Source organism: Azoarcus sp. TTM-91, from assembly GCF_012911025.1.
GTDB lineage: Bacteria > Pseudomonadota > Gammaproteobacteria > Burkholderiales > Rhodocyclaceae > Azoarcus.
This window is the reverse complement of record NZ_WUEI01000036.1, coordinates 1-19,125: the sequence shown is the minus strand read 5'-3', so window position 1 is coordinate 19,125 and position 19,125 is coordinate 1. Positions and strand designations below refer to the sequence as shown.

At 68.1% G+C, this 19,125-nt stretch carries 18 protein-coding genes; 12 read left to right on the top strand and 6 right to left on the bottom strand.

The window, feature by feature from the left end; all coding sequences use genetic code 11:
- Nucleotides 1-255 precede the first annotated feature (255 nt).
- The 4 genes from fdnG (at nucleotide 256) to fdhD (ending at nucleotide 5,868) form a co-directional block, all read left to right on the top strand.
- Nucleotides 256-3,303 (top strand): formate dehydrogenase-N subunit alpha, encoded by a 3,048-nt coding sequence (fdnG, locus tag GRF61_RS11890; protein ID WP_169150873.1) that lies wholly within the window; start codon nucleotides 256-258, stop codon nucleotides 3,301-3,303.
- A gap of 11 nt (nucleotides 3,304-3,314) precedes the next feature.
- Nucleotides 3,315-4,244 (top strand): formate dehydrogenase subunit beta, encoded by a 930-nt coding sequence (gene fdxH / locus GRF61_RS11885; protein ID WP_169150872.1) that lies wholly within the window; start codon nucleotides 3,315-3,317, stop codon nucleotides 4,242-4,244.
- Nucleotides 4,241-4,867 (top strand): formate dehydrogenase subunit gamma, encoded by a 627-nt coding sequence (locus GRF61_RS11880; RefSeq protein ID WP_169150871.1) that lies wholly within the window; start codon nucleotides 4,241-4,243, stop codon nucleotides 4,865-4,867. Before fdxH ends, GRF61_RS11880 begins: the two co-directional genes overlap by 4 nt.
- Before the next feature lie 122 nt (nucleotides 4,868-4,989).
- Nucleotides 4,990-5,868 (top strand): formate dehydrogenase accessory sulfurtransferase FdhD, encoded by an 879-nt coding sequence (gene fdhD, locus GRF61_RS11875; RefSeq protein ID WP_169150870.1) that lies wholly within the window; start codon nucleotides 4,990-4,992, stop codon nucleotides 5,866-5,868.
- Nucleotides 5,869-6,001: 133 nt separating this feature from the next.
- Here the strand turns inward: fdhD and GRF61_RS11870 are convergent, their stop codons facing one another.
- A complete protein-coding gene (locus GRF61_RS11870) occupies nucleotides 6,002-7,345 on the bottom strand; it encodes a PLP-dependent aminotransferase family protein (RefSeq protein ID WP_169150869.1) in 1,344 nt (447 codons plus the stop codon).
- 151 nt (nucleotides 7,346-7,496) lie between these two features.
- Between GRF61_RS11870 and GRF61_RS11865 the strand changes: the two genes are divergently transcribed.
- On the top strand, nucleotides 7,497-7,982 hold the full coding sequence (locus GRF61_RS11865; protein ID WP_169150868.1) for a PaaI family thioesterase: 486 nt from the start codon (nucleotides 7,497-7,499) through the stop codon (nucleotides 7,980-7,982).
- A gap of 255 nt (nucleotides 7,983-8,237) precedes the next feature.
- Here GRF61_RS11865 and GRF61_RS11860 read toward each other — a convergent pair whose 3' ends face one another.
- A complete protein-coding gene (locus GRF61_RS11860; protein ID WP_169150867.1) occupies nucleotides 8,238-9,830 on the bottom strand; it encodes a DASS family sodium-coupled anion symporter in 1,593 nt (530 codons plus the stop codon).
- A 190-nt stretch (nucleotides 9,831-10,020) separates the two neighbouring features.
- Between GRF61_RS11860 and adhP the strand changes: the two genes are divergently transcribed.
- Nucleotides 10,021-11,043: an alcohol dehydrogenase AdhP gene (adhP, locus tag GRF61_RS11855; RefSeq protein ID WP_169150866.1), complete on the top strand. Its 1,023-nt coding sequence runs from the start codon at nucleotides 10,021-10,023 to the stop codon at nucleotides 11,041-11,043.
- 152 nt (nucleotides 11,044-11,195) lie between these two features.
- On the opposite strand, the gene GRF61_RS11850 is transcribed toward adhP, so the two are convergent.
- Nucleotides 11,196-12,887: a PAS domain-containing protein gene (locus GRF61_RS11850; protein ID WP_169150865.1), complete on the bottom strand. Its 1,692-nt coding sequence runs from the start codon at nucleotides 12,885-12,887 to the stop codon at nucleotides 11,196-11,198.
- Nucleotides 12,888-13,107: 220 nt separating this feature from the next.
- Between GRF61_RS11850 and tadA the strand changes: the two genes are divergently transcribed.
- The 3 genes from tadA to GRF61_RS11835 are packed head-to-tail and all read left to right on the top strand — an operon-like array spanning nucleotide 13,108 to nucleotide 14,495.
- A complete protein-coding gene (tadA, locus tag GRF61_RS11845) occupies nucleotides 13,108-13,572 on the top strand; it encodes a tRNA adenosine(34) deaminase TadA (protein ID WP_169150864.1) in 465 nt (154 codons plus the stop codon).
- Between the two features lies 1 nt (nucleotide 13,573).
- On the top strand, nucleotides 13,574-14,053 hold the full coding sequence (locus GRF61_RS11840; protein ID WP_169150863.1) for a L,D-transpeptidase: 480 nt from the start codon (nucleotides 13,574-13,576) through the stop codon (nucleotides 14,051-14,053).
- 7 nt (nucleotides 14,054-14,060) lie between these two features.
- Nucleotides 14,061-14,495 (top strand): GNAT family N-acetyltransferase, encoded by a 435-nt coding sequence (locus GRF61_RS11835; protein WP_169150862.1) that lies wholly within the window; start codon nucleotides 14,061-14,063, stop codon nucleotides 14,493-14,495.
- 66 nt (nucleotides 14,496-14,561) lie between these two features.
- Here GRF61_RS11835 and GRF61_RS11830 read toward each other — a convergent pair whose 3' ends face one another.
- Genes GRF61_RS11830 through GRF61_RS11820 form a run of 3 tightly spaced genes read right to left on the bottom strand, consistent with a single transcriptional unit; the run spans nucleotide 14,562 to nucleotide 16,692 of the window.
- Nucleotides 14,562-15,341 carry an NRDE family protein gene (locus GRF61_RS11830; protein ID WP_169150861.1) on the bottom strand — a complete coding sequence of 260 codons (780 nt, stop codon included), beginning with the start codon at nucleotides 15,339-15,341 and terminating at the stop codon, nucleotides 14,562-14,564.
- Nucleotides 15,332-15,637 carry a DUF4936 family protein gene (locus tag GRF61_RS11825; protein WP_169150860.1) on the bottom strand — a complete coding sequence of 102 codons (306 nt, stop codon included), beginning with the start codon at nucleotides 15,635-15,637 and terminating at the stop codon, nucleotides 15,332-15,334. Before GRF61_RS11825 ends, GRF61_RS11830 begins: the two co-directional genes overlap by 10 nt.
- A gap of 17 nt (nucleotides 15,638-15,654) precedes the next feature.
- Nucleotides 15,655-16,692 carry a folate-binding protein YgfZ gene (locus tag GRF61_RS11820; protein ID WP_169150859.1) on the bottom strand — a complete coding sequence of 346 codons (1,038 nt, stop codon included), beginning with the start codon at nucleotides 16,690-16,692 and terminating at the stop codon, nucleotides 15,655-15,657.
- Nucleotides 16,693-16,903: 211 nt separating this feature from the next.
- On the opposite strand from GRF61_RS11820, the gene mltG reads away from it, so the two are divergent.
- The 3 genes from mltG to holB form a co-directional block, all read left to right on the top strand.
- Nucleotides 16,904-17,908 (top strand): endolytic transglycosylase MltG, encoded by a 1,005-nt coding sequence (gene mltG / locus GRF61_RS11815; RefSeq protein ID WP_169150858.1) that lies wholly within the window; start codon nucleotides 16,904-16,906, stop codon nucleotides 17,906-17,908.
- A 34-nt stretch (nucleotides 17,909-17,942) separates the two neighbouring features.
- Nucleotides 17,943-18,566, top strand: a complete 624-nt coding sequence (gene tmk, locus GRF61_RS11810; RefSeq protein WP_169150857.1) for a dTMP kinase — start codon at nucleotides 17,943-17,945, stop codon at nucleotides 18,564-18,566.
- Nucleotides 18,563-19,125 (top strand): DNA polymerase III subunit delta' (gene holB, locus GRF61_RS11805; protein ID WP_169150856.1); only part of this gene is annotated, 563 nt, incomplete at its 3' end. The genes tmk and holB, both read left to right, overlap by 4 nt.

The following is a 19,125-nucleotide window of genomic DNA, read 5'->3' as shown; positions in this document are numbered from 1 at the left end:
GCCGGGGCTTGCGCTCATTGCCCTGCTGACGATGGGGATAATTTGTCGCGCCCCGCCGGGACAAATTGTCCCTTATGCCTTCCGTAGTACCCCGCAAACGACCGTTCCATCGGCTTTCCGAAGCTGGCACGGATACTGCTGTCAGCTTTCTCATTCCGGATGGCGCGTGCCGCCTCTGAGCCCAGCTGAAACGGCCTGACGGCCGTGGACGTCTTGCGGCCGTGCGCCTTCCGGGTGTGTAAACCAGGAGGCTTCATGCAGATTTCAAGACGTCAGTTCTTCAAGATATCGAGCGCGGGCCTGGGTACGTCCAGCCTTGCCGCGCTCGGCATGGCACCGGCGCTGGCCCAGGCGGAGGTGCGCCAGTACAAGCTGTTGCGGGCGAAGGAAACCCGCAACAACTGTACGTACTGTTCCGTGGGCTGCGGCGTGCTGATGTACAGCCTCGGCGACGGTGCCAAGAACGCCAAGGCGAAGATCTTCCACATCGAGGGCGACCCCGACCATCCGGTCAGCCGTGGTTCGCTCTGTCCCAAGGGTTCCGGGCTGATCGACTACATCAACAGCCCGCAGCGTCTGAAGTACCCCGAAGTGCGTGAAGCCGGCAGCAAGGAGTGGAAGCGCATCAGCTGGGATGAGGCGATCGACCGCATCGCCCGCCTGATGAAGGACGACCGCGACGCCAACTTCATCGAGAAGAACGAGAAGGGCCAGCTGGTGAACCGCTGGGCGACCACTGGCTTCCTCGGCTCCTCCGCGGCCAGCAACGAAACCGGCATTCTCGACGTCAAGTTCGCCCGCGGTCTCGGCATGGTGCACCTGGAGAACCAGGCCCGCCTGTGCCACGGCCCCTCGGTGGCTGGCCTGGCGCCGTCCTTCGGGCGCGGCGCGATGACCAACAACTGGGTGGACATCAAGAACGCGGACGTCATCCTGGTGATGGGCGGCAACCCTGCCGAAGCCCACCCGGTGGGCTTCAAGTGGGCGGTCGAGGCCAAGACCAAGAACAAGGCCTACATGATGGTGGTGGACCCGCGCTTCAACCGCACCGCCGCGGTGGCCGACTTCTACTCGCCCATCCGCGCCGGCGCCGACTCGGCCTTCCTGCTCGGCGTCGCCAACTACCTGCTGGACAACGACAAGATCCAGCACGAGTACGTCAAGGCCTACACCAACGCGCCGCTGATCGTGCGCGAGGACTACAGCTTCGACGACGGCCTGTTCAGCGGCTACGACGCCGACAAGCGCGCCTACGACCGCTCCTCCTGGGCCTATGAGCTGGGCGCCGACGGCTACGCCCTGCGCGACGACAGCCTGCAGCACCCGCGCAGCGTCTTCCAGCTGCTGAAGAAGCACGTCGCCCGCTACACGCCGGAGATGGTCAGCAGCATCTGCGGCACGCCCAAGGAAGATTTCCTGCACATCTGCGAGAAGCTGGCCGCCACCTGTGTGCCGGACCGCACCACCAGCATTCTTTACGCGCTGGGCTGGACTCACCACGTCGGCGGCTCGCAGATCATCCGCGCCTCCGCCATCGTGCAGCTGTTGCTGGGCAACATCGGCATGCCCGGTGGCGGCATCAATGCGCTGCGGGGGCACTCCAACGTGCAGGGCTTCACCGACCTGGGCGTGCTCACCACTATGCTGCCCGGCTACCTGACGCTGCCGCACGAGAACCAGCAGTCGCTCAAGGCCTACCTGGACGAGCGCACGCCCAAGACCCTGGTGGCCAACCAGGTGAACTTCTGGCGCAACACGCCCAAATTCATGGTGAGCTTCCTCAAGGGCATGTACGGCGACAAGGCCACCGCAGGCAACGACTTCGGCTACCACTGGCTGCCGAAGTGGGACCGCAGCTACGACGTGATGGCCTTCGTCGAGCAGATGCACAAGGGCAAGGCCAATGGCTACGTCATCCAGGGCTTCAACGTGATCGCCGCGGCCGCTTCCTCGGGCAAGGTGCGCGAGGGGCTGGCCAAGCTCAAGTTCCTGGTGGTGATCGACCCGCTGCAGACCGAAACCGCGTCCTTCTGGGAGAACCACGGCGAGTTCAACGATGTGAACCCGGCCGAGATCCAGACCACCGTGTTCCGCCTGCCCTCATCCTGCTTCGCCGAAGAAGATGGCTCCATCGCCAACTCCGGCCGCTGGCTGCAGTGGCACTGGGCGGGCCAGGTGCCGCCGTTCGAGGCCCGTCACGACGGCAAGATCCTCGGCACCTTGCTGATGAAGATCCGCGAGTTGTACGAGAAAGAAGGCGGCACCTGCCCCGAACCGCTGATGAGCCTGGACTGGAACTACCACGATCCGAAGGACCCGCATCCGGAAGAGGTGGCCAAGCAGGCCAACGGCTACGCGCTGGCCGACCTGTTCGACGACAAGGGCAACCAGATCGCGAAGAAGGGCGACCTGCTGTCCAGCTTCGCCCACCTGCGCGACGACGGCACCACCACCAGCCTGTGCTGGATCTACACCGGCCAGTGGACGCAGGCCGGCAACATGATGGCCCGCCGCGACAACACCGACACCGGCTTCGGCAACACCCCGGGTTGGGCCTTCGCCTGGCCGGCCAACCGCCGCCTGCTCTACAACCGCGCCTCGCTGGACCCCGCCGGCAAGCCCTGGGATCCGAAGCGCGCCTTCCTGCACTGGGATGGCGCGAAATGGACCGGCGCGGACGTGCCGGACTACCCGGTCGGCTCGCCGCCGAACAGCGGCGTGAGCCCCTTCATCATGCTGCAGGACGGTGTCGGCCACCTGTTCTCCATGGGCGCGCTGGTTGATGGACCCTTCCCGGAGCACTACGAGCCGGAGGAAAGCCCCATCCCCGCCAACCCGCTGCATTCGGGCAGCGGCAAGAGCCCTGTGGTGCGCATCTTCAAGGACGACCTGCCCAGCTTCGGCAGCCGCGAGGACTTCCCCTGCGTGGCCACGTCCTATTCGATCACAGAGATGTTCCGCCACTGGACCAAGCACTCCCGCCTGAACGCCATCGTGCAGCCGGAGCAGTTCGTCGAGATCAGCGAGAAGCTGGCGGCGAGCAAGGGCATCGTGGCCGGCGACATGGTCAAGGTGGCCAGCAAGCGCGGCTACATCCGCGGCAAGGCGGTGGTCACCAAGCGCGTCATGACGCTGAAGGTGGCCGGGCAGGAAGTGGAGCAGGTCGGCATCCCGGTGCACTGGGGCTTCGAAGGCACCACCCGCAAGGGCTTCCTGGCCAACGTGCTGAGTCCGCGCGTGGGTGACGCCAACACGCATACCCCGGAATACAAGGCCTTCCTGGTCAGCGTCGAGAAGGCCTGAGGAAAGAAACCATGTCCATGCAATCCCAAGACATCATCCGGCGCTCGGCGACCTCCACGCTGACGCCTCCGCCCCAGGTACGGGACCACAAGCAGGAAGTCGCCAAGCTCATCGACGTCACCACCTGCATAGGTTGCAAGGCCTGCCAGGTGGCCTGTTCCGAGTGGAACGACATCCGCGACGAAGTCGGCTTCAACCACGGCGTCTACGACAACCCGGTCGACATGACGGCCAAGAGCTGGACGGTGATGCGCTTCGCCGAGCACCAGGACGAAGGTGGCCGCCTGCAGTGGCTCATCCGCAAGGACGGCTGCATGCACTGCGCCGATCCCGGCTGCCTCAAGGCCTGCCCGGCGCCGGGTGCCATCATCCAGTACGCCAACGGCATCGTGGACTTCCAGTCCGAGCACTGCATCGGCTGCGGCTACTGCATCGCCGGCTGCCCGTTCAACGTTCCCCGCATCAACAAGGACGACAACAAGGCCTACAAGTGCACCCTGTGTTCCGACCGCGTCGGCGTCGGCCAGGAGCCGTCCTGCGTGAAGACCTGCCCGACCGGCGCCATCCAGTTCGGCACCAAGGAGGACATGAAGGTGGCGGCCGAAGGCCGCGTGGAAGACCTGAAGTCCCGCGGTTTCGCCAACGCTGGCCTGTATGACCCGCAGGGCGTAGGCGGCACCCATGTGATGTACGTGCTGCACCACGCCGACCGCCCTCAGCTCTACAGCAACCTGCCCAAGGATCCGCAGATCAGCTCCACCGTTAGCCTGTGGAAGGGCATGCTGAAGCCGCTGGCGACCATAGGCATCGCCGCTGCCGGCCTGTTCGGCTTCCTGCACTACACCGCGGTCGGCCCCAACCGGGCCGACGAGGAAGAGGAAGGCGAAGGGGAGAAAGGCCACGGCGAGCACGCCGCGAAGGAAACCGAGGTGAGCAAATGAAGGAAAAACTGATTCAGCGCTATTCCGCGGCAGAGCGGATCAACCACTGGATCGTCGCCGGCTGCTTCGTGCTGCTGGCGATCTCCGGCCTGGCCTTCTTCTACCCGGCCTTCTTCTGGCTCACTGGCGTGTTCGGCACGCCGCAGCTGGCGCGCCTGCTGCATCCCTTCATCGGCGTGGTGATGTTCCTTGCCTTCGCCCGCCAGTTCTTCCGTTACTGGCACCACAACTTCATCGACAAGGAAGACGTGAAGTGGATGAAGGCGGTCGGCGAAGTCATGAAGGGCAACGAGGTCGGCGACATCGGCCGCTACAACGGCGGCCAGAAGGGCATGTTCTGGCTGATGTGCGCCTGCATGGCGACGCTGCTGGTCACCGGCCTCGTCATCTGGCGCCAGTACTTCGCCATCTACTTCCCCATCCCGGTGATCCGCATCGCGCTGCTGCTGCATGCGGCCAGTGCCATCGCGCTGATCGCCGGCATCATCGTGCACGTGTATGCGGCGCTGTGGGTCAAGGGCACGATACGGGCGATGGTGGAAGGGGTGGTCACCCACGGCTGGGCGAAGAAGCACCATCCGCGCTGGTACCGGGAGATGACCGGCAAGAACAGCGGCGAATGAGGCGCTGAGCGGCAAGGCCGGGGCGGCTGCCGCCCCGCCTGCGGGCGAGTCGCGCGCAGTACGCGGCAGCAGCGGATACACTTCCGCTGCTGCCGTTTTTCTTTTTCCACAGTCAGATCCGCATGAGCACTTCCTGCCAGTTTCCTTCCGCCTCAGGCCCTGTCGAGTTCGATCCCGCCGATTGGCCCACCGCCCGCACACTGCCGGTGAGCCGCATTCGTGCCGGAGCAGAGGTGCGCGAGGGCGAGGACGAGATTGTCGAGGAGGTGCCGGTGGCGCTGGTGTTCAACGGGATTTCCCATGCGGTGATGCTGGCCTCGCCCGCCGACCTGGAAGACTTTGCCCTTGGCTTCGCGCTGAGCGAGGGCATCGTCGCCTCGGTGGCCGAGGTCTTCGACCGCGAGGTGTTCGCTGCGCCCCAGGGCCTGGAGGTGCGGGTGGAGATTGCCGCCCAGCGTTTCCTGGCGTTGAAGGAGCGCCGTCGCTCGCTGGTCGGGCGTACCGGCTGCGGCCTGTGCGGGGTGGACAGCCTGAGCGAGTTCGAGCGGCCGCAGGGCAGTGTCGCCAGCGGGCCGCGCCTGGACCCGGCGGCGATCTTCAGCGCCCTGGGCGCGCTGGCCGACTGCCAGCCGCTGCGCGAAGCCACTGGCGCGGTGCATGCCGCCGCCTGGGTGACGCCGGCTGGCCGCATCGCCGCCGTGCGTGAAGATGTGGGCCGCCACAACGCGCTGGACAAGCTGGTGGGCTGGCGGGCGGCCAGCCTCGCCGGCGGCCGGGCCGCCGAAGGCGCGCACGAGGGTTTCGCGCTGGTGTCCAGCCGGGCCAGCTACGAGATGGTGCAGAAGACCGCCCGCGCCGGCATCCCGGCGCTGGTCGCCGTCTCCGCGCCGACCGCGATGGCGGTGCGGCTGGCGGAGGAAAGCGGGGTGACGCTGATGGGCTTTGCCCGCGGCGACCGGCTGGTCGCCTATGCGCACGCGGAGCGCCTGCTGCCCGCCTGAGTTTCGCTGTCCATCTTTTGCCGGCCATCTCCGCGGCTGCCAGCGCTTCCGTTCGTCTGCCGGGCTGTTCGTCCGAATGTCATGGCCCCTTGCCATGTGGAGGCAGGCGATGCCCGCCGCCTGGCCGGCGCGCTCAGGGCGGGAAGCGTTCCAGGGTTTCCCGCAGCCGCAGCAGTACCGCCTCAAGTTGCTCCAGCGGCACCGAGCTCAGCCCCAGCCGCAGCGCATGCGGTGCGTGCCGGGTCGTGGCGTAGGCCTCCGCTTTGGAGACCGCGATATCGCGTTCGGCCAGTGCGGTCGCGATACGGTCCATCCGCAGTTCCTCCGGCAAGGGCAGCCATACGAACAGGGCGGCCGGATTGGCGACCATCTCCATGCCGGCGAACACCCGCCGCGCAATCGCCTGCCGCTCCCGCGCCTGCTGCCGCAACACCGCTTCCTGCCGCGCCACCGTGCCGTCCGCCATCCAGCGGCTGGCCATCGCGGTGATCAGGCTGGGCAGGCTCCAGTAGCTGGCGCGTATCGCGGCCTTGATCCGGGTTGCACAGTGTGCCGGCGCCAGCAGGTAGCCGAAGCGCAGGCCGCTGGCCAGGCTCTTGGAGAGGCTGGCGACATGCACGGTGCGCTCGGGCGCCAGCGTTGCCAGCGCAGGCGGCGCATCCTCGGCCAGGTAGGCGTAGGAGGCATCCTCGATGAGCAGGCAGTCGTGGCGGCGGGCGATCTCCACCAGGCGTTGCCGCTGCTCCAGGTCCAGTATCCAGCCCAGCGGGTTGTGCAGGGTGGGCATGGTGTAGAGCGCGTGGATGCGGTGCTTGCGGCAGAGAGATTCCAGCGCCTCCAGGTCGGGGCCGCCGGCGAGCGCGGGAACCGGCTTCAGCCTCAGCTCCTGCAGCTCCGCCAGCATTCTGAAGCCGGGGTAGCTCAGCGCGTCCACCGCCACCGCCTCATGCCGCTTGAGCAGGGCGCGCACGGCAACGTCCAGCCCCTGCTGGGCGCCGTTGACCAGGAAGAGACGATCCGCCGTCGCCGCCATGCCCCGGGTTCCGGCGAGGAAGTCGGCGACGGTCTGCCGCTCCCGCATCCGGCCGCCGGGCGGTTGCTGGTGCATCAGCGCAGCCAGGTCGCCGCTGGCAGCCAGTTCGCGCAACATGGTGCGAAGCAGCTCCGCCTGGCCGGGCGGCCGGGGGTGGTTGAAGGAGAGGTCGATGGCGGTGGCGCTGAGCCGCGCCTCGTCGCCGCTGTCCCAGTCGCGCTGTTGCGGCTGGTCGCGCACGAAGGTGCCGCGGCCGGTCTCGCCTATCACCAGCCCCATTGCCTTGAGCTGCGCATAGACCTTGCTGGCCGAGGCCAGCGCCACGCCGTGGCGGGCGGCAAGCTGGCGATGGGTGGGCAGCAGGCTGCCGGGTGGCAGCTTGCCGCTGCGGATGTCGGCGGCCAGGGCGGCGACCGCGGCGGAGACAGGGGAGGGGGCGGGCATGAAGTGTATCTAGGACAATTCTTTGATTGTCCTAGTCTAAGTGCCTAGGCTGCGCTTCGGAAGCCGTCGTTGCGTGCCCGCGATCTGCCCTTCCTTGGGAATTGCGGGCGAGACGGCGGCCCTCGACTCCCGACAGAGGAAAGCAAGGACCATGAACCCAGCCATCCGCAAGATCCCCATCCTGGAATACCTGCAGCGCCAGCTGGCAGGCACGCTGGCCGCCGGCGATACCACCCACATGCGCTACCCCACGGCCATCTCCACCCTGCTGGGCTTTCGCATCGTCGATATCGGCGAGGCGATGGCGGTGCTGGAACTGGACGCTGACCCGCTGCGCCACGGCAACCAGCAGGGTACGGTGCATGGCGGGCTGTTGTGCGAACTGGCGGATGCCGCCATCGGCACCGCCCAATCCACGCTGGCCGACGAAGGCGAGAGCTTTACCAGCATCGACCTGAAGGCGAGCTTCCTGCGCCCGGTCTGGCAGACCCGCCTGCGCGCCCACGCCTGGGCGGAGCATCGCGGCAGGACGATCAACCACTACCGCTGCGACATCCAGCGCGACGACGGCAAGCTGGTGGCGAGCATCTCAAGCGTGGTGATGAGCTTGCGCGGGGAGCATGCGCAGGGGCGCTGAGGGTGGCTGAGAAGGAACGCTGGCGGTGGAAGCTGTAGTCTTTTCCGAGCGTGATTGCGCTGGGGACATGGTCAGGCTCGATGCGCTCGAATGGGGCGCGCTGCGGCGTTTTTCCTCTGCGGGAGAGTAGGTGGGACCCGCGTGGGGCTGAACGCAACCGCCCCTTGGCGGGGCGCCCCCTCTTCCCGGCCGCGAGGGGAGAGGGGGAACCGCAGAACCTGCTGAGACTGGCACACGGCCTGAGTGCCCTCACTCCTAGCTCTTCGTCAGTAGCCCGAGGTAGTTCCACCAGGTCGCGGCGAAGAGCAGCAGCATCAAGTAGCCGACCGCCGTGATCCACAGGCCGAAGCGGGTGAATTGCTTGCTGGTGAAGGTCTCGGTGCCGAAGCAGAACATGTTCTGCGGCGCATTCACCGGCAGGATGAAGCCGAAGCTGACGACGAAGCCCAGCAGCATGGTCATGCCCATGACGTTGATGTCGCCGCCCAGGCGCTGCAGCACCGCGATCATGATGGGAATCATCGCCGAGGTCAGCGCGGTGGCGCTGGCGAAGCCGAGGTGGATCACGATCAGGAAGGCGGACAGCGCGGCGAAGATCCAGAACGGCGTCAGCGTTTCCAGGTGCAGGTTGGAGACCGCCAGGTCGGCCAGCCACACCGCCGCCTTGGTCTGCAGCAGCGCGGTGCCCAGGCCGATGCCGACGCCGAACACCACCAGCGTGCCCCACGGGGCCTTGCTCTGCACATCCTTCCAGCTCATCACGCCGATGCCCGGCAGCAGCAGGATGGAGAGGCCGACCAGGGTGGTGGAGGCGGTGTCGAAGCTGTGCAGCGTCTTCTCGGTGCTCCAGAAGCCGAGCAGGCACAGGGTGACGATCAGCAGCCGCCATTCCTTGCCGCTCATGGGGCCGAGTTCCGACAGCGCCTTCTTCATCGCCTCACGGCCGCCGGCGATGCGTTCGGTTTCCGGCGGGAACAGCCAGCGGGCGAGGAAGTAGAGCGCTACCGACATCACAATCGCCCAGGGCGCGCCGGCCACCAGCCACTCGATCCAGCTCGGCGAGTCGCCCAGCATCTGCCGCATGAAGCCGACGGTGAGCAGGTTCTGCGCCGCCGAGGTCTGGATGCCGACGTTCCATACGCTGGTCGCCTGCGCCACCATCATCATGATGGAGGCGGCGAACACCGAGCGCTTGTCCACCCCGAAGGCGGCGATGATGCCCGCCATGATGGGCACCACGCAGGCGGTGCGAGCGGTGGCCGAGGGCACGATGAAGGACAGCAGGATGGTGACGACGATGGCGCCGATGAGGATGCGGCGGGCGCCGGTGCCGACCACCGCCAGGGTGCGCAGGGCGATGCGCTTGTCCAGCCCGCTGGCGGTCATCGCCACCGAGATGAAGAGGCCGGCGCCGACCAGGGTGAGACCGGAGTTGGAGAAGCCGGACATCGCGGTGGTGAGCGCGCTGCCGGTTCCCACCGCTACTTCCGGATTCGCCGCCGAGGGCGCGGTGCCGAGCAGGAAGGCGATCATCGCCACGATGAGCACCGACGACACCGCGTAGTCGATGGCTTCGGTGAGCCAGACGATGACGGCGAAGGCCAGCACCGCGAGGATGCGCTGGCCGCCAGGCGTCAGCCCTTCGGGTTGGGGCAGCAGCAGGATCACCAGCGCCGCCAGGATGCCGGCGAGCAGGCCGGGTGGCAGGCGCTTCCACCGCGGCGGCGGCTGGTTTGCGGTCGTCGTCGTGGCGGGAGGCACGGTGGGAGTGGCGGGGGCCGGCGTGGCCGTCGCGGCGGCGAGCGGGCCATGCGGCAGCGGCTTGCCGGGGGAGGATGTGGTGTTCATTTTTCTACCTCCGATGCGTTGGGAAGCAGCGCCTCGTGAGCGCTGCCGCGACGCTGTTGAGCGGATCGCAGTTTCGTTTTAGCACCACACCCTTGGCCGGTTCTTGACCGTGATCATGGCGCCTCGATGTGGGCGGTCTATGCTGAAACCGGCAAAAACAAGCGTTCCCGTCATCTTCGAGGAGTCCATCATGGCCACGAAAATGAAAGCCGCCGTCGTCCATTCCTTCGGCGCACCGCTGCAGATCGAGGAGGTGCCAGTACCCGAAGTCGGGAGTGGCCAGGTGCTGGTCAAGGTCGTTGCCTCCGGCGTCTGCCATACCGACCTGCATGCCGCCGACGGCGACTGGCCGGTGAAGCCCAGCCTTCCCTTCATCCCGGGGCATGAGGGCGTCGGTTACGTTGCCGCCGTTGGCGAAGGCGTGAGCCATGTGCGCGAGGGCGACCGCGTCGGCGTGCCCTGGCTGCACACCGCCTGCGGGCATTGCGAGCACTGCCTCACCGGTTGGGAAACCCTGTGCGACGAACAGCAGATGACCGGCTACACCGTGAACGGCGGCTACGCCGAATACGTGTTGGCCGATCCCAACTACGTGGGCCGCCTGCCGGATGGGCTGGCGTTTGCACCGGCTTCGCCAGTGCTGTGCGCCGGCGTCACCGTCTACAAGGGCCTGAAGGTGCTGGACTGCAAGCCGGGCGACTGGGTTGCGATCTCCGGCATCGGCGGCCTCGGCCACATGGCGGTGCAGTACGCCAAGGCCATGGGCTTCCATGTGATCGCGGTGGATGTGGCCGACGACAAGCTGGCGCTGGCCCGCAGCCTGGGGGCGGACGAAGTCATCAACGCCGCCACCAGCGACCCGGTGGCAACCGTGCAGGCGCAGATCCGCGGCGCCCACGGCGTGCTGGTGACGGCAGTATCGCGCAGCGCCTTCGCCCAGGCGGTCGGCATGCTGCACAAGCGCGGGACGATGTCGCTGGTCGGCCTGCCGCCCGGGGACTTCGGCCTGCCGATCTTCGACGTGGTGCTGAACGCCAAGACGGTGCGCGGCTCCATCGTGGGCACCCGCAAGGACCTGGAAGAGGCGCTGGCCTTTGCGGGCGAGGGCAAGGTGGCCTCCCACTTCAGCACCGACAGGCTGGAGAACATCAACACCATCTTCGCCCGCATGAAGGAAGGGCGCATCGACGGCCGCGTGGTGCTGACGCTGTAGCGAGACGGCCGGAGCAGGCGAGGCAGCGGGGAAGCGAAGCAGGGGCCTGGCCTGCTGCGCCCCGCTCCTGGGCCGGCAGGATGGCGAGAGGGCTGCCAGGGAGGGCCGCTGGGGGGGATGACCCAGCGGCTTTTCTTCATGCTCTCATGCGCTCAGCCCGGGCCAAGGCTGAAATAGAAGCGGGCGCCTTTGCCGGGCTCGCCGACGGCGCCTATCTCGCCGCCGTGGCGATGAACGATGCGCGCTACCGTCGCCAGGCCGATGCCGGAGCCTTCGAAATCGCGCTCGTGGTGCAGGCGCTGGAAAGGCACGAAGAGCTTGTCGGCGTAACGCATGTCGAAGCCGGCGCCGTTGTCCTCCACGCAGATGCGCAATGCGCCTGCTCCATCGCCAGCTCCCTCGCTGTGCACGTCGATTCGCGCCGCCGGATTGCGTGCGGTGAATTTCCAGGCATTGCCCAGCAGGTTGCGCAACAGGATGCGGCTGAGGCCGGGGTCGGCGTCGGCGGTGAGGCCGGGCTGGATGCTGATTTCCAGCGAACGCAAGGGATCGGTCATGCGCAGTTCGGCGATCACCTCGATCGCCAGTTCGCTGATGTTCACCGGCTCACGCTTTATGGCCTGGCGGGAAACATGGGCGAGGTTGAGCAGATCGTCGATCAGGCCGCCCATGCGCTGGGCGGCGGCCCGCATGCGCTGCAGCAGGTGTCGGGCGTCTTCGCCCAACACGTCAGAATGGTCGGAGGAGAGGATGGCGCCGTAGCCGTCGATGGCGCGCAGCGGTGCCCGCAGATCGTGGGAAACCGAGTAGCTGAAGGACTCCAGCTCGGCGAGGGCGGTGGTCATCTGCGCCGTGCGTTCGGTGACGCGGGATTCCAGCTCGCGGTTGAGCGCCTGCAACTCAGCCTCGGCGGCCTTGCGTGGGGTGATGTCGCCCACCGAGCCCACCATGCGGTAGGCCTGGCCGTTGTCGTCTATCTGCGCCAGGCCGCGCGCCAACACCCAGCGCCATTCGCCAGCGGCGTCACGCACGCGGTATTCGCATTCGAAGTGGGGGGTTTGACCCTTCAGGTGTTCTATCAGGGTGAGGCTGAAACGGCCGGCGTCCTCAGGATGCAGGCGGGCCAGCCAGTCCTGGCCATTGGTGCGCAGGTGCTCGCCCTGCATGCCCAGCATTTCCACCAGGCGGCTGGAGAGGAAGAGGTCGTCGCTCGCCGGGCTCCAGTCCCACAGCCCTTCGTTGGTGCCGCGCATCGCCAGGGCGTAGCGGGCCTCGCTGTCGTGCAGCATGGCTTCGGCTTCGTACTGGGCGGTAATGTCCTCGACGATGGCGACCCCGCCCGTGATGCGGCGGTCCGGCCCGTAGACCGGCGCGGTGCGCAGCCGCACCCGCAGGCGGCGGCTGGACTGGGTGACGTGGTAGGCGCCGTCGTAGCGGCCGGACTCTCCCGCCAGCGCGGCCCGCAGTGCGGGCAGCACGCGCTGGTCCTGCAAGCGGCCCATCTCCAGGCCGAGCAGAGCGTCGCCGGGCACTTGCAGCAGCTTGCTCAGGCGGCTGTTGTGCTGAGTGATCTTCAGCTGTTTGTCGTAGTGCAGGATGCCGACCGGCGAACTCTCCACCAACACGCGGTAGCGCTCGGCCTCCTCGTCCAGCCGCTGCGCCAGCTTGAGGGTGGCCGCGGCGGGCGGCACCGATTGTGCTGGCAGGGGGCGGCGCCAGGAACAGGAGAGCGCCAGCGCGCCTATCGCCAGCAGGCCGGCGGTGCGCCAGGCGTCGGCATGGGCTTCGGGCAGCCGGCTGCATATCGCCAGCCATGCCAGCGCAGCGGCGAAATAAAGCGCCACGCTCTGCCAGCGGCCGAGGTGTCTGAGTTTGACGGTCTCTGAGGGGGTGGGTGCTGTTGTTGGCATATCGGGCCCCATGTTGAGCGCATCTTACGGTGGTCGCCCGGGCCGGCAAGCGGGCGCCGGCCCCGGGTTGTGAAGCGCGTCACAGCCGGAGCAATCCGGCTCCGCTCCGGTAAACTGCGGCCTTCGATTGAGCAGGGGCGCCGGCGGCGGGACGATGGACGACGAGGATTTCATGCGCGAGGCGCTGAGTCAGGCCAGGGAGGCTGGCACATGCGGAGAGGTGCCGGTGGGGGCCGTCGTGGTGCTGAACGGCGAGATCGTCGGCCGCGGCTTCAACCAGCCCATAGGCCGGCATGACCCCACCGCCCATGCCGAAGTGATGGCGCTGCGCGATGCCGCCGCCCGCCTGGGCAACTACCGGCTGCCCGGCTGCGAGCTCTTCGTTACCCTGGAGCCCTGCGCGATGTGCTCCGGCGCCATCATGCATGCGCGTATTGCCCGCGTCGTCTTCGGTGCCCGCGATCCCAAGACTGGCGTGGCCGGCAGCGTCATCGATCTGTACGGAGAGGCGCGGCTGAACCACCACGCGAGCGTGGTCGGCGGCGTGCTGGCGGAGGAGTGCGGCGGCCTGCTGTCCGCCTTCTTCGCGGCCCGCCGCAAGCGCAGCGTGAGCGTTTGACATGCGGATCCGCATCGACCTCGGCAAGCAGCGGCTTTCCCTGTTCGGCCATGACGGCGCCTGCATACGGCGCTACTTGGTGTCCACCTCGGCGAAGGGCGCGGGCGAGCAGAGCGGCAGCCTGCAGACACCACGCGGACGGCATCGCATCCGGGCGCTGATAGGCGCGGGCCAACCGGCGGGCGCGGTTTTCCGGGGCCGCCGGCCGACGGGGGAGTGCTGGTCGCCCGAGCTGGCCGCGGCGCATCCGGAGCGCGACTGGATCCTGTCGCGCATCCTGTGGCTGTGCGGTGAGGAGCCGGGGCGCAATCGCCTGGGCCCGGTGGACAGCATGCGGCGCTATATCTATATCCACGGTACCGGCGAGGACCAGCCCATGGGCGAGCCGCATTCCCACGGCTGTGTGCGCATGCGCAACCGCGACGTGCTGGAGCTGTTCGCGCTGGTGCGGCCGGGGACTCCGGTGGAGATTGTGGAATGAGCGTCGAATGAGCGATGGGCTGGAACTGAGCCTGCTGGACTGGCGTGAGGCCGAGGCGCTGGCCCTGCCGCTGCGCGAGCAGGTCTTCGTCGTCGAGCAGGGCGTACCGCTCGAGCTGGAACGGGACGAGTTCGACCCGGTATGCCGGCACGCGTTACTGCGCCTGGCGGATGGCCGGGTAGTCGCCACCGGCCGCCTGCTGCCGGATGGCCACATCGGGCGGATGGCGGTGGCGGCAAAGTGGCGCTGCCGCGGTCTGGGCGGCAGGGTGCTGGAAGCGCTGGTGGCAGAGGCGCGGCGGCAGGGTTTCGAGGCGGCGGTGCTCAACGCCCAGGTGCAGGCGGAGCCTTTCTATGCTGCTCACGGCTTTGCCGCCGAAGGCGAGGTCTTCATGGATGCGGGGATTCCCCACCGGACGATGCGGCGCCGGCTGAGCGGGTGAGCCGGCGTTGGCGGAGTTGTCGCGTTGCGGTGACGACGCCCCGGTGCTGCGGGCGTGCGCCTTGGCTCAGCCCTCGTCGGCGGTGGTGGCCAGGCGGTAGCGATGTTCCACCTCGCTAGCCAATCCGCCGTCGTCGCGCCAGGTCCACTCGCGGAAGCGCACTTCGCCCTCACGATGGAACATGATCAGGCTGGTGCAGCGGGTGCCGTAGCCCGGCGCGCGGATGAAGGCGGGCGACAGGTGGCGCTCCCATTCCAGGCTGACGCCGGTTGCGGGCAGGTGGCTGTCCGCGGCCGGCGTGGGGTCGCGCAGCGCGGCAAGGATGGCATCCGCGTCCGGCTCGCCCTGCAGGGCGGCGATGAAGCGCTCGCGGCTGCGCTTCACCTTCGGCCACGGGGTGTCCAGCAGATGGTTGGAGAGGCCGTAGATGCCCGGCGCCAGCAGGCGGACCGCGCCGCCCACGCTTTCATGGATGCCGAGTTCGCGGCCATCGCATACCAGCAGGCTGAAACCGGCGTAGCGGGCACTGTCGGTGGCGATCGCCTCCAGCGTCGCCAGCGTGCCGGTGTCGCTCTCCAGCGCATTGCGCACCAGTTGCCCGCGCGAGGGCAGGCCGGGGCGGTGCTGGCTGGGATCGCGGTAGTTGGTCAGCGCGGCGAAGCGGCCGCCGCGGGAGAGGCCCATCCAGGTGCCGCCGGCCTCCAGGTCGCGGCCGGCGAGCAGCGCCGGCGCATCGGTCCACCAGTGCGCCGGCGAGGCTGGGCGGGCAAGGAATTCGTCCCGGTTGCCGGCGACGATCAGCGGGTAGTCGGGGTGAGCCTGCCAGGCCAGCAGGATCAGACACATTCGCGGAAGCGCTCCAGGTGGCGCACGGTGCCTTCTTCCACCAAGACCACCACCTGGTGTGCCTCTGCTTCTTCCTTCAGCGCGGTCTCGAAGGCTTCGGCGACGCCGTCGCCTTCGTACACTTCCATCCAGGTGTGCTCGTCGTTCACCCGTTCCAGCAGCCTGCCGGCGATGCCGCTGCGGCGGGCGATCACCGCTTGCATCGCCCGTATGGTGGCGCGGGCATCGACCGGATCGATGTCCGCCCGAACGCGGTAATAGATGTAGTAGCGCAGCGGGACCGGGGTGGCGTTCATGAGCGTCTCTGTCTGGTTCAGGGCAGGGCGTAGGGAAGTTCCAGCAGCTTCAGCAGCGGGCCGCTGGGGTTGCCGAGGTGGATTTCGCCGGCTTCGGCGCTGCTGCTCTGCAGCACCGCCAGGGCCTCGAAGCCGCCGGCAGGCGAGGGCGCGACGTTCACCAGCTTGCCGGCGGATTGGTCGCCGAAATCCGGTGCGTAGAGATCGCTGCCGGCCGCGGGCAGGGCGCCAGCATCGCCGGCCACCCGGTACATCCGCTTCTTCAGCTTGCCCAGGTACTGGGTGCGGGCGACGATTTCCTGGCCGGGGTAGCAGCCCTTCTTGAAATTGACGCCGCCGATGACCTCGTAGTTGAGCATCTGGGCGACGAATTCCTCCTGGGTGGCCGCCGTGACCAGCGGCAGGCCGGCGCGTATCGTCGCCAGTTCCCAGGCGGCGGTGCCGGCCTTGGCGGCGCCGGCTTCGAGCAGGGCGCCGAAGGTGGCCGCGGCGGCATCGGTGGCGACGGCGAGCAGGTAGAGATCGTCCTGCAGGCGCACGACGCGCACGCCGTTCGCTTCCGCCTGCTGCATGCCGCCCTCGGGCAGCGGCAGGCCGGCACGGCCGAGGAGGGTGGCGGCGTTGGCGCCGGAGAGGCCGATCAGCGCGGTCTCCGCACTAGCGTCGGCCAGCTTCACCTTGCTGCGCAGGATATACATCGACAGCTTCTTCGCCAGCGCCGGCACGATGTCGGCGCTGGCGACCAGCGCATGGCCTTCGCCTTCAGGCCACAGCAGCAGGCTGGCGAGCATACGGCCCTTGGGGGTGTTGAAGCTGTTCCACTGCGCCTGGCCCGCGGCCAGCTTGTTCACATCGTTGGAAAACAGGTTGTGCAGGAAGGGCGCGGATTCCGGGCCGACGCTGCGTATCAGCCCAAGGTGGAGCAGGGGAACGGCAACCGTCTGTTCACCCGCGACGCGGGCTTCGTCGGCGGCGGCGCCGAAGCGCAGGGTGGGGCGGGCGTCGGTGTCGACGGAGGCGCCCTGTTGGGCGAGGTAGTCAGTCCAGCTGGTCATTTTTCGGTTCTCGATAAGGGTTGCGGAAGCGGGTTCGATGAGGGCCAGAACCCGGCAGGCGATACGTAGATCGGCATAGTCGGTCGCAGAGAAGGCTGTAGGTTGGGCCTGCTGAGCGATGAAGTATTATAGGGCCCCGCCGCAGGGCGGCAGCCTGTCCGCGCCTCCGGCGCGCGCGCCTGCTGCCGCGGCCTTGGTCCTTTCGTTCTGCATGAAGCGTTTCCTGTTCCGACTCTTGCTCCTCGCCTGCCTGCTGGCCGCGCTGGCCGCCGGCGGCGCCTGGTGGTACGCCCATCGCGCGCTGCCGCTGCCGACCGAGCCGCTGGATTTCACCGTGGAGCGCGGTTACAACATGCGCCAGGCGGCCAATGCCATCGCCCGCGCCGGTGTGCCGATAGAGCCGGCGGCGCTGTACTGGATGGCGCGGCTCAGTGGCAAGGCGCAGTCCATCAAGGCCGGCAGCTACGAAGTGCATACCGGCGTCACGCCGTGGGAACTCATCCTCAAGCTCTCCGCCGGCGACGTTTCCCAGGGCGAACTGCTGGTGGTGGAGGGCTGGACCTTCCGCCAGATGCGCGACGCGGTGGAGTCCAATCCCAACCTGAAGCCGGACAGTGCAGGCTTGACGGACGCCGAGCTGCTGCAGCGCATCGGCGTGGCGGATGCCCATCCCGAAGGCCTGTTCTTCCCGGATACCTATCTGTTCGACAAGCAGTCCAGCGCCATCGCCCTGTTCAAGCGCGCCTACGGCGCCATGCAGGAGCATCTGCAGAAGGTATGGGCGGAGCGCGATCCCACGCTGCCGCTGGCCAGCCCTTACCAGGCGCTGATCCTGGCCTCCATCATCGAGAAGGAAACCGGCCGGCCTGAAGACCGCGGGCTGGTTGCTTCGGTGTTCGTCAATCGGCTGAAGGTGGGCATGCGGCTGCAGACCGACCCGACCGTGATCTACGGCCTGGGCAGCGACTTCGACGGCCGCCTGCGCAAGCGCCAGCTGGAGACGGATCACCCCTGGAACACCTACACCCGGATCGGCCTGCCGCCGACGCCGATCGCCATGCCGGGGCGGGACTCCCTGCTGGCGGCGGTGAGACCGCCGCAGACCGATCTGTACTATTTCGTCTCGCGCGGGGACGGCAGCAGCGAGTTCTCGCGCAACCTTGACGACCACAACCGGGCGGTCAACCGCTACCAACGCGGCGGCCGCGGCAATTGAAATCGACGCCGGGCGGCACATCGGGAAGAACAACATGGCAGTAGCGCAGGGGCGCTTCATCACTTTCGAAGGCATAGACGGCGCCGGCAAGAGCAGCCAGATCGCCGCCGCGGTGGAATGGCTGCAGGGCCGCGGGCTGGCGGTGGAGCAGAGCCGGGAGCCGGGTGGCACGCCGCTGGGCGAGCGCCTGCGCGAGTTGGTGCTGCATGAGGCGATGGACCTGGAAACCGAGGCCATGCTGATGTTCGCCGCCCGGCGCGAGCACCTGGCCGCCCGCATCCTGCCCGCGCTGGCGGCAGGGCGCTGGGTGGTATGCGACCGTTTCTCCGACGCCACCTATGCCTACCAGGTCGGCGGGCGCGGCCTGGACAAGACCAAGTTCGAGGCGCTGGAAGCCTGGGTGCATCCCGGCCTGCAGCCCGACCTCACCCTGCTGTTCGACCTGCCGCCGGCGGTGGCCGCCGCCCGTGTCGCCGGCACCGGCGAGGCGCCGGACCGCTTCGAGCGCGAGCGCCGCGACTTCTTCGAGCGGGTGCGCGCCGCCTACCTGGAGCGGGCGGAGGCGTCCAATGGCCGCATCCGCGTGATCGATGCGGACCGCCCGCCGGCGGTGATCCGCGAGGAACTGCTGGCGCTGCTGCAGGAGCGTTACGCGTGATGCATCCCTGGCTGCAGCCGACCTGGAAGCGCATCGTCGATCTCGGCGAGCGCCTGCCGCACGCCTTGCTCTTCGTCGGCCCCGGCGGGCTGGGCAAGCGCGAGCTGGCGGAGACGCTGGCCGCCCGCCTGTTGTGCGAGGCGCCGGCCGCTGACGGCCACGCCTGCGGTCATTGTGCGGCCTGCCAGTGGCGGCTCTCCGGCAACCATCCCGACTTCTTCCGCGTGATTCCCGCCGCCGATGCCGAGACGCCGGCCGGCGAAGGCGGGGAGGGCGAGGGCGCCAAGGAGGGCGGCAAGGAAAAGGCCAAGTCGGCGCAGATCGTCATCGAGCAGATACGCGACCTGCAGGCCGCGCTGATGGTCACCGGCCACCACAGCGCCCGGCGGGTGGTGATCCTGGATCCGGCGGAGGCGATGAACATCTTCACCGCCAATGCGTTGCTCAAGCTGCTGGAGGAGCCGCCGGCCGGCTGTGTCTTCCTGTTGGTGTCCTCGGCGCCGCGCCGGCTGCTGCCGACGATACGCAGCCGCTGCCAGCAATGGGCCTTCTCCCGCCC